The following is a 6,661-nucleotide window of genomic DNA, read 5'->3' as shown; positions in this document are numbered from 1 at the left end:
GCCGGTGACGAGCTCGTAGGCGAGGATGCCGCCCGCCTGTGCCGCGACCAGCAGCGGCAGCCACAGGCGGAAGGTGCGGCGCTGCTCGACAAGGTCGTCGCCGCGCTCGAGCAGCGCGATCCGGAACAGGTCGGCGACCAATAGCAGGCCCACGACATGGATGATGTAGAAGCCGATGTGGAGGTGCGGCAGCACGAAGGCGGCGACCAGCCACGAGGCCGCCAGCAGCAGCGGCGCCCCCCACAGGGCGAGGCGCGGCGGCTCGTGCTCGAACACGCGCAGCGCGAAGAGCCAGGTGAAGTAGGGGGTGAAGATCGACACGAAGTCGCTGAGCGGGAAGGGGCCCGGCAGGCCGCGGATGCCGCCCGCGGTGTTGAGCAGGTAACCGATCGCCCCGACCAGCAGGCCCGCGAGCGGCAGCTTGAGCCCGGGTCGCATCTCGCCCGCGAGCAGCAGCACGAGCAGCAGCAGGTTCGCCCCGCAGGCGACGAGCCGCACCGCGATGTCGAGCTGCGCGATCATCGGGCTAGCGCGCCTCCTACCATTGCCTGCGCCTGCGCAGCCACAGGATCGCCCAGTCGCCGCGCTGGAGCCGGGCGGCCATGCGGAAGCCGGCGCGGGCCATAGCGCGCTTGACCACCGCTTCCTGCTCGCCCGCCAGCAGCCCTGCGAGCAGCAAGTTCCCACCGGGTGAGACCGCCTTGGCGAAGTCGGGTGCGAGGCTCACCAGCGGTCCGGCGAGGATGTTGGCGATCAGGAGGTCATAGGGCCCGCGCACCTCGAGCAGCGGATCGTCCATCCCGTCGGCGACGATCATCACCGCCTCGCCTGCGCCGGCGCCCATCGGGATGCCGTTGAGGCGCGCATTCTCCTCGACCACGCCGGTGCAGACCGGGTCGATGTCGGTGAGGGTGATGAGGGCGCGCGGCCACAGGGCTAGCGCCGCAAAGCCGAGGAGGCCGGTGCCCGTGCCGATGTCGGCAATGTTGCGCGCGATGACTCCGCTTGCCTTCATCGCCCCGAGCATTTCGAGGCACCCGGCGGTGGTCTTGTGCTGGCCGGTTCCGAAGGCCTGGCTGGCGGGGATCACGAAGTCGATCGCGTGGCGGTCGGCGGGGTAGTCGGGGGTGTGGACATGGAACCGCCCGGCACGGATCGGGGGCGCGTTGTGCTGGCTCAGGGTGACCCAGTCCGCGGGAGGCAGTTCCTCGACGGTGATCCTGGGCGTCTTGCCCTCGAACAGCCCCCCGAGTGCAGCCTCTTCTGCCTTGCCGGGCTTCCTCGGATACCACCCTTCGAGCACCCACTCGTCGGGCCGGTCCTCGGCCACCTCGCGCCCGGCGATCACGAGTTCGTGGTCCCAGTCGTCGATCAGGTCATGCGCGAGCAGCGCGGCCTGCACGGTGGGCTTGGGGGCGAAGAGGGAGAGCTTCCAGGTGGTCTCACCGGGCGCCATTTTACCTGACAAAGCTCGCTCCGTTGGCGTCGATCACCGCGCCGGTCATGCTGGGGGGCGCGTCGAGGGCGCAGAAGGCGATGATCGCCGCGATTTCCTCGGGGGTGGCGACCCGGCCCAGCGGGATGTCGGCGAGCAGGCCCGGGCCGCCGCGACTGGCGAGGTAGTCGTCCGCCATGCTGGTGTCGGTGAAGCCCGGCGTCACTGCAAAGCTCAGGATGCCTTGCCCGGCATAGGCGCGCGCGATCGTCTTGTGCATGCCGATCATCCCGCTCTTGGCTGCGGCATAGTGCCAGTGGGCCGGGGAATCGCCGCGATAGGCCGCGCGGCTGGCGACGTGCACCAGCCGTCCCGCAAAGCCGCGCTCCTGCCAGTGCCGCACCGCGAGGCGCGACAATTGCGCGGCCGCGGTGAGGTTGACCCTGAGGGTGTCCTCCCAGGCATCGAGCCATTCGATGTCCGAGCGCTCGAGCCGGTTGGCCTCGAACCGCCCGGCATTGTTGACCACGGCGTCGATCTCGCCGTCCGCCAGTTCGAGCGCCGCCTCCCACAGCGCCTGCGCCGCGAGCGGATGGCCGAAATCGGCAGCGATGACCGGCGCGCCGTCCGTCAGCGCAGGCGCGCGCGATGCATGGCCGATGACCTTCGCGCCCCTTGCCGCAAGGGCCTCGAGCGCAGCCCTGCCAATCCCGCGACTTGATCCGGTAACCAGAATGTGTCCCATGCAAGCGCCTATCCGAAACTTTGCAAGCCATGTCCACTGCTCGCCGCTTGCCTCGCGCGGCAAGGGCGCTAAGTGGGAGAGCCGAAATATGGGACAGACGGGATCACCATGAACCAAAGACCGCTATCGCCCCACCTCCAGATCTGGCGCTGGGGGCCGCACATGCTCGTATCGATCCTCCACCGCGCGACCGGCGACGGCATGGCGCTGGTGGGCCTCGGCGTCCTGCTGTGGTGGCTGGGTTCGCTGGCGAGCGGGCCGGAGTCCTACGCGACCTTCCAGTGGGCGATGGGCACGCCTGTCGGCTATCTGGTGCTGATCGGGCTCTCGTGGGCGTTCTTCACCCACATGATGAGCGGGCTTCGCCACTTCGTGCTCGATATCGGCGCGGGCTACGAGCTTGACACCAACCGCACCTGGTCGGTCGCAGCGCCGATCATCGCGATCCTGCTGACCGCGGCCTTCTGGGCCGTGATCCTGCTGGTCTGAGGGGGAGGCACACATGGGCAACGGAACTTCGATCGGCCGCGTGCGCGGTCTGGGTGCGGCGCATGAGGGGCCGCATCACTGGCTGCTCCAGCGCTTCACCGCGATCGGCAACCTCGTCCTGATGACCTGGCTGCTGGTCAGCCTCGCGCTGCTCGGCGATTTTGGCCACGCAAACGTGATCAAGTGGCTGGCGCACCCGATCAACGCGACCGCGATGATCCTGCTCGTCACCAGCCTGTTCTGGCACGCGCGGCTCGGGCTGCAGGTGCTGATCGAGGACTACATTCACGACGGCGGGTCGAAGTTCGCGCTGATCGCCGCGCTCAATCTTGCAACTATCGGCGGGGGCGCCTTCGGGATTTTCAGCGTCGCCGCACTCGTTTTCGGAGGTAAGGCCTGATGGCTACGTCGGCAGCTAGCGGAACCGCCAATGATGTCGGCGGCGCGCATCTGAAGGGTGCCTACACGATCGTCGACCACACCTATGACGTGGTGGTGGTCGGTGCTGGCGGATCGGGGCTCCGTGCCACGATGGGCGCAGCCGAGGCTGGCCTGCGCACCGCGAACATCTCCAAGGTCTTTCCCACCCGTTCGCACACCGTCGCCGCGCAGGGCGGGATCGCTGCGAGCCTCGGCAACAACTCGCCCGACCACTGGACCTGGCACATGTACGACACCGTCAAGGGGTCGGACTGGCTGGGCGATCAGGACGCGATCGAATATCTCGCGCGCGAGGCCCCCGCGGCGGTCTACGAGCTCGAGCACGCGGGCGTGCCCTTCAGCCGCAACGAGGACGGGACGATCTACCAGCGCCCCTTCGGCGGCCACATGCAGAACATGGGTGCGGGCCCGCCGGTGCAGCGCACCTGCGCCGCGGCCGACCGTACGGGGCACGCGATGCTCCACGCGCTCTATCAGCAGAGCCTCAAGTATGACGCGGACTTCTTCATCGAATACTTCGCGCTCGACCTCATCATGGCCGAGCGCGACGGGGTGAAGCAGTGCGTCGGCGTGATGGCGATGTGCCTCGATGACGGCAAGATTCACCGCTTCCGCGCGCAGAGCGTGGTGCTGGCGACCGGTGGCTACGGGCGCTGCTACTATACCGCCACCTCGGCCCACACCTGCACCGGTGACGGCGGCGGGATGGTGCTGCGCGCCGGGCTGCCGCTGCAGGACATGGAGTTCGTCCAGTTCCACCCGACCGGCATCTACGGCGCGGGCGTGCTCATCACCGAGGGCGCACGCGGGGAGGGGGGCTACCTCACCAACTCCGAAGGCGAGCGCTTCATGGAGCGCTATGCGCCGTCGGCCAAGGACCTCGCCTCGCGCGATGTCGTCAGCCGTTCGATGGCGCTCGAAATGCGCGAGGGCCGCGGCGTCGGGCCGGAGGGGGATCATATCTACCTCCACCTCAATCACATCCCCGCCGAAACGCTCGCCCAGCGCCTGCCGGGGATCACCGAGAGCGGCAAGATCTTCGCCGGCGTCGACCTCACCCGCCAGCCGCTGCCCGTCACCCCGACGGTGCATTACAATATGGGCGGCATCCCGTGTAACTACCACGGGCAGGTCGTGACCCTCGGCCCGGACGGCAATCCGGACACCGTGATCCCCGGCCTCTATGCCGTGGGCGAGGCGGCCTGCGTGTCGGTGCACGGGGCCAACCGCCTCGGCTCCAACTCGCTGATCGACCTCGTGGTGTTCGGCCGTGCGACCGGCCACCACCTGCGCGACAATCTGAAGCCCAACGCCAAGCAGGCCGAACTGCCCGCCGACAGCGCGGACTTCGCCCTGACCCGGCTCGATCACTTCCGCTATGCGCAGGGCGGCTCGCCCACCGCGCAGATTCGCGCGGAGATGCAGAAGGCGATGCAGAAGCACTGCGCCGTGTTCCGCGACCAGAAGCTGATGGACGAGGGCGTCGCCAAGCTCGCCGAGCAGAACAAGCGGATGGAGGACATCCACGTCACCGACAAGTCGCTGATCTGGAACTCGGACCTGATCGAGACGCTCGAGCTCGACAACCTCATGGCGCAGGCCAACGTGACCATCGCGTCCGCCGCCAACCGCAAGGAAAGCCGCGGTGCCCACGCGCACGAGGACTACCCCGAGCGCAACGACAAGGAATGGATGAAGCACACCATCGCCTGGTTCGACGGCTGGGGCGGCCGCGGCAGCAACATCCGCCTCGATTACCGCCCGGTGCATGAGTACACGCTGACGGATGATATCAAGTATATCGAGCCCAAGGCGCGGGTGTACTGATCGAAAAGGGGCTCGGCGATGAGCATCATTCGCCGGGTCCACGTGCCGCTGCGCGCGCCCCGGGATGTCATCCCGCACCTTGGGGCAGCGCATCACTGGAAGGATGGTCGATCGGCCAAGCTGCTGATCGACCAATGGTGGGCGGCGAACGATATCCCCTCGTCGGTCCGGACGATCCTCGACCAAGCGGAGAATTGGCGGAACGCTGAACTGCTCGACGCCTTTGCCGAGCGGTGCACCAGTCTCGAGGACGGCCGGGCGTCCCATTCGCAGAGCGACATGCTGGCGCTGGTCGGGCTCGATGCCGGGCTGGGAGTGTTGTCGATCGAGGCCAAGGTCGACGAAGGGTTCGACAAGACCGTCGCACGATGGCTGGCCGACGGTAGCGCCGGCAAGCAAGCGCGGCTCGCCAAGCTGGTGGCGCTGTTTGGAATGGCAGGCACGGATGTCGGCCCCTTGCGCTATCAGCTCCTGCACCGCACCGCGTCGGCTGTTCTTGAAGCGCAACGCTACCGGGCCAGCCACGCGGCCATGATCGTGCAGAGCTGGTCGCCGGAGCGCGACGGCTTCGCTGATTTCGCCGCCTTTGCCGAGGCCATCGGCACGAGGGGCGTGGCTGCGGGTTCGCTCAGCGATCCGATAGAGGTGGGCGGCGTTTCGCTGCGGCTCGGCTGGTCGAGCGAGAACGGATAGGCCCCGGTTTGGCTGGGCTCCCGGATCGTCCCCTGCGCGTTGCCATCGTCGGCGGCTACGGCAATTTCGGCACCCATGTCGCCCGCAGTCTTGCGTCAGATCCCGCCATTCAATTGATCATCGCCGGACGCTCGCTTGCCAAGGCGCGGGCCGCAGCGGCGGCGCTTGATGCGGCCAATCCCGCCGAGGCGGGCGCCTACGACTTCGCCGGGCCACCCGAGGCGCTCGCGGCGCTGCGCCCCGATTGCGTCATCAACATGGTCGGGCCTTACAATGGGCAGAGCTACGCCGTGGCCGAAGCTGCGATCGCCTGCGGGGCGCATTATTGCGACATTGCCGATGCGCGCGATTTCGTGACCGGGATCGGAGTTCTGGACGAGAAGGCCAAGGCGGCGGGCGTGGCGGTTATCGCGGGGGCAAGCTCGATCCCCGCGCTGACCGCCGCCTATGCCGACGCGGCGCTCGAGGAGATGCGCGCGATCCGCTCGCTCGATTACGGCATCAGCGGGGCCGAGCAATCCAACGCGGGCGCGGGGACCGTCGCGGCGGTGCTGTCCTTCGTCGGGCAGCGGTTCACGCAGCGCATCGGCGGGCGAATGGTGGAGGTCACCGGTTGGAGCGACCAGCGCCGCGTCCACATCCCCGGCATCGGCGCGCGCTGGTTCGGGCGGGCCAATGCGCCCGATCTCGACCTCTTCGCCGCGCGCTATCCGGGGCTTGCGGACCACACCTTCTGGGCGGGACACGCGATTCTGCCGATGCATTTCGGCACCGCGCTGATGGGCTGGCTGACGCAGGCCGGCCTGCTCCCCCGGCTCGACCGTTTCGCCCCGCAGCTGGTCCGCATCGCCAGCCTGTTCAACTTCCTCGGCACCGGCACCAGCGGATTCTTCATGACCATCACGGGCGAGGGCAGGGACGGCGCGCCCATGACCCGCCGCCACTGGATCGTCGCGCGATCGGGGCACGGGCCCTTCATCCCCTGCATCCCCGTGATCCTTATCGCCCGCGCCATGGCGGCGGGCGATAAG

Annotated in this window: 8 protein-coding genes; 5 read left to right on the top strand and 3 right to left on the bottom strand. The window is 68.3% G+C overall.

The genetic code is table 11. The annotated features are described in order from the left end of the window. The 3 genes from AX692_RS15160 to AX692_RS15150 all read right to left on the bottom strand — a co-directional run. The coding region (locus tag AX692_RS15160; RefSeq protein ID WP_155646341.1) for a hypothetical protein at window positions 1-522 on the bottom strand (522 nt) is incomplete at its 3' end. Between the two features lie 16 nt (window positions 523-538). Beyond that, a complete protein-coding gene (locus tag AX692_RS15155) occupies window positions 539-1,456 on the bottom strand; it encodes a 50S ribosomal protein L11 methyltransferase (RefSeq protein WP_073973478.1) in 918 nt (305 codons plus the stop codon). Between the two features lies 1 nt (window position 1,457). Then, on the bottom strand, window positions 1,458-2,180 hold the full coding sequence (locus AX692_RS15150; protein WP_073973479.1) for an SDR family NAD(P)-dependent oxidoreductase: 723 nt from the start codon (window positions 2,178-2,180) through the stop codon (window positions 1,458-1,460). Between the two features lie 162 nt (window positions 2,181-2,342). On the opposite strand from AX692_RS15150, the gene sdhC reads away from it, so the two are divergent. The 5 genes from sdhC to AX692_RS15125 all read left to right on the top strand — a co-directional run. Next, window positions 2,343-2,669 (top strand): succinate dehydrogenase, cytochrome b556 subunit, encoded by a 327-nt coding sequence (gene sdhC, locus AX692_RS15145; RefSeq protein WP_230959643.1) that lies wholly within the window; start codon window positions 2,343-2,345, stop codon window positions 2,667-2,669. 13 nt (window positions 2,670-2,682) lie between these two features. Then, the gene (gene sdhD, locus AX692_RS15140) at window positions 2,683-3,069 is read left to right on the top strand and encodes a succinate dehydrogenase, hydrophobic membrane anchor protein (RefSeq protein WP_073973481.1); all 387 of its coding nucleotides are present in this window, start codon (window positions 2,683-2,685) and stop codon (window positions 3,067-3,069) included. Continuing rightward, the gene (sdhA, locus tag AX692_RS15135) at window positions 3,069-4,937 is read left to right on the top strand and encodes a succinate dehydrogenase flavoprotein subunit (RefSeq protein WP_073973482.1); all 1,869 of its coding nucleotides are present in this window, start codon (window positions 3,069-3,071) and stop codon (window positions 4,935-4,937) included. The genes sdhD and sdhA overlap by 1 nt, the downstream gene beginning before the upstream one ends. Before the next feature lie 18 nt (window positions 4,938-4,955). After that, window positions 4,956-5,630, top strand: a complete 675-nt coding sequence (locus tag AX692_RS15130) for a DUF6946 family protein (RefSeq protein WP_073973483.1) — start codon at window positions 4,956-4,958, stop codon at window positions 5,628-5,630. An 8-nt stretch (window positions 5,631-5,638) separates the two neighbouring features. Continuing rightward, window positions 5,639-6,661: saccharopine dehydrogenase NADP-binding domain-containing protein (locus tag AX692_RS15125; protein WP_155646340.1), on the top strand; the 1,023-nt coding region annotated here is incomplete at its 3' end.

Origin of the sequence: Erythrobacter donghaensis, from assembly GCF_001557325.1 — a bacterium.
GTDB classification, from domain to species: domain Bacteria; phylum Pseudomonadota; class Alphaproteobacteria; order Sphingomonadales; family Sphingomonadaceae; genus Erythrobacter; species Erythrobacter donghaensis_B.
Note: the sequence above shows the minus strand (reverse complement) of the source record. Positions and strands in the feature narration are given on the sequence as shown.

Bases quoted from the DNA above. Each gene is read 5' to 3' on its own strand.
- AX692_RS15155 (WP_073973478.1), bottom strand. From the start codon at position 1,456: ATGGCGCCCGGTGAGACCACCTGGAAGCTCTCCCTCTTCGCCCCCAAG.
- AX692_RS15130 (WP_073973483.1), top strand. From the start codon at position 4,956: ATGAGCATCATTCGCCGGGTCCACGTGCCGCTGCGCGCGCCCCGGGAT.
- AX692_RS15150 (WP_073973479.1), bottom strand. From the start codon at position 2,180: ATGGGACACATTCTGGTTACCGGATCAAGTCGCGGGATTGGCAGGGCT.
- sdhD (WP_073973481.1), top strand. From the start codon at position 2,683: ATGGGCAACGGAACTTCGATCGGCCGCGTGCGCGGTCTGGGTGCGGCG.
- sdhC (WP_230959643.1), top strand. From the start codon at position 2,343: ATGCTCGTATCGATCCTCCACCGCGCGACCGGCGACGGCATGGCGCTG.
- sdhA (WP_073973482.1), top strand. From the start codon at position 3,069: ATGGCTACGTCGGCAGCTAGCGGAACCGCCAATGATGTCGGCGGCGCG.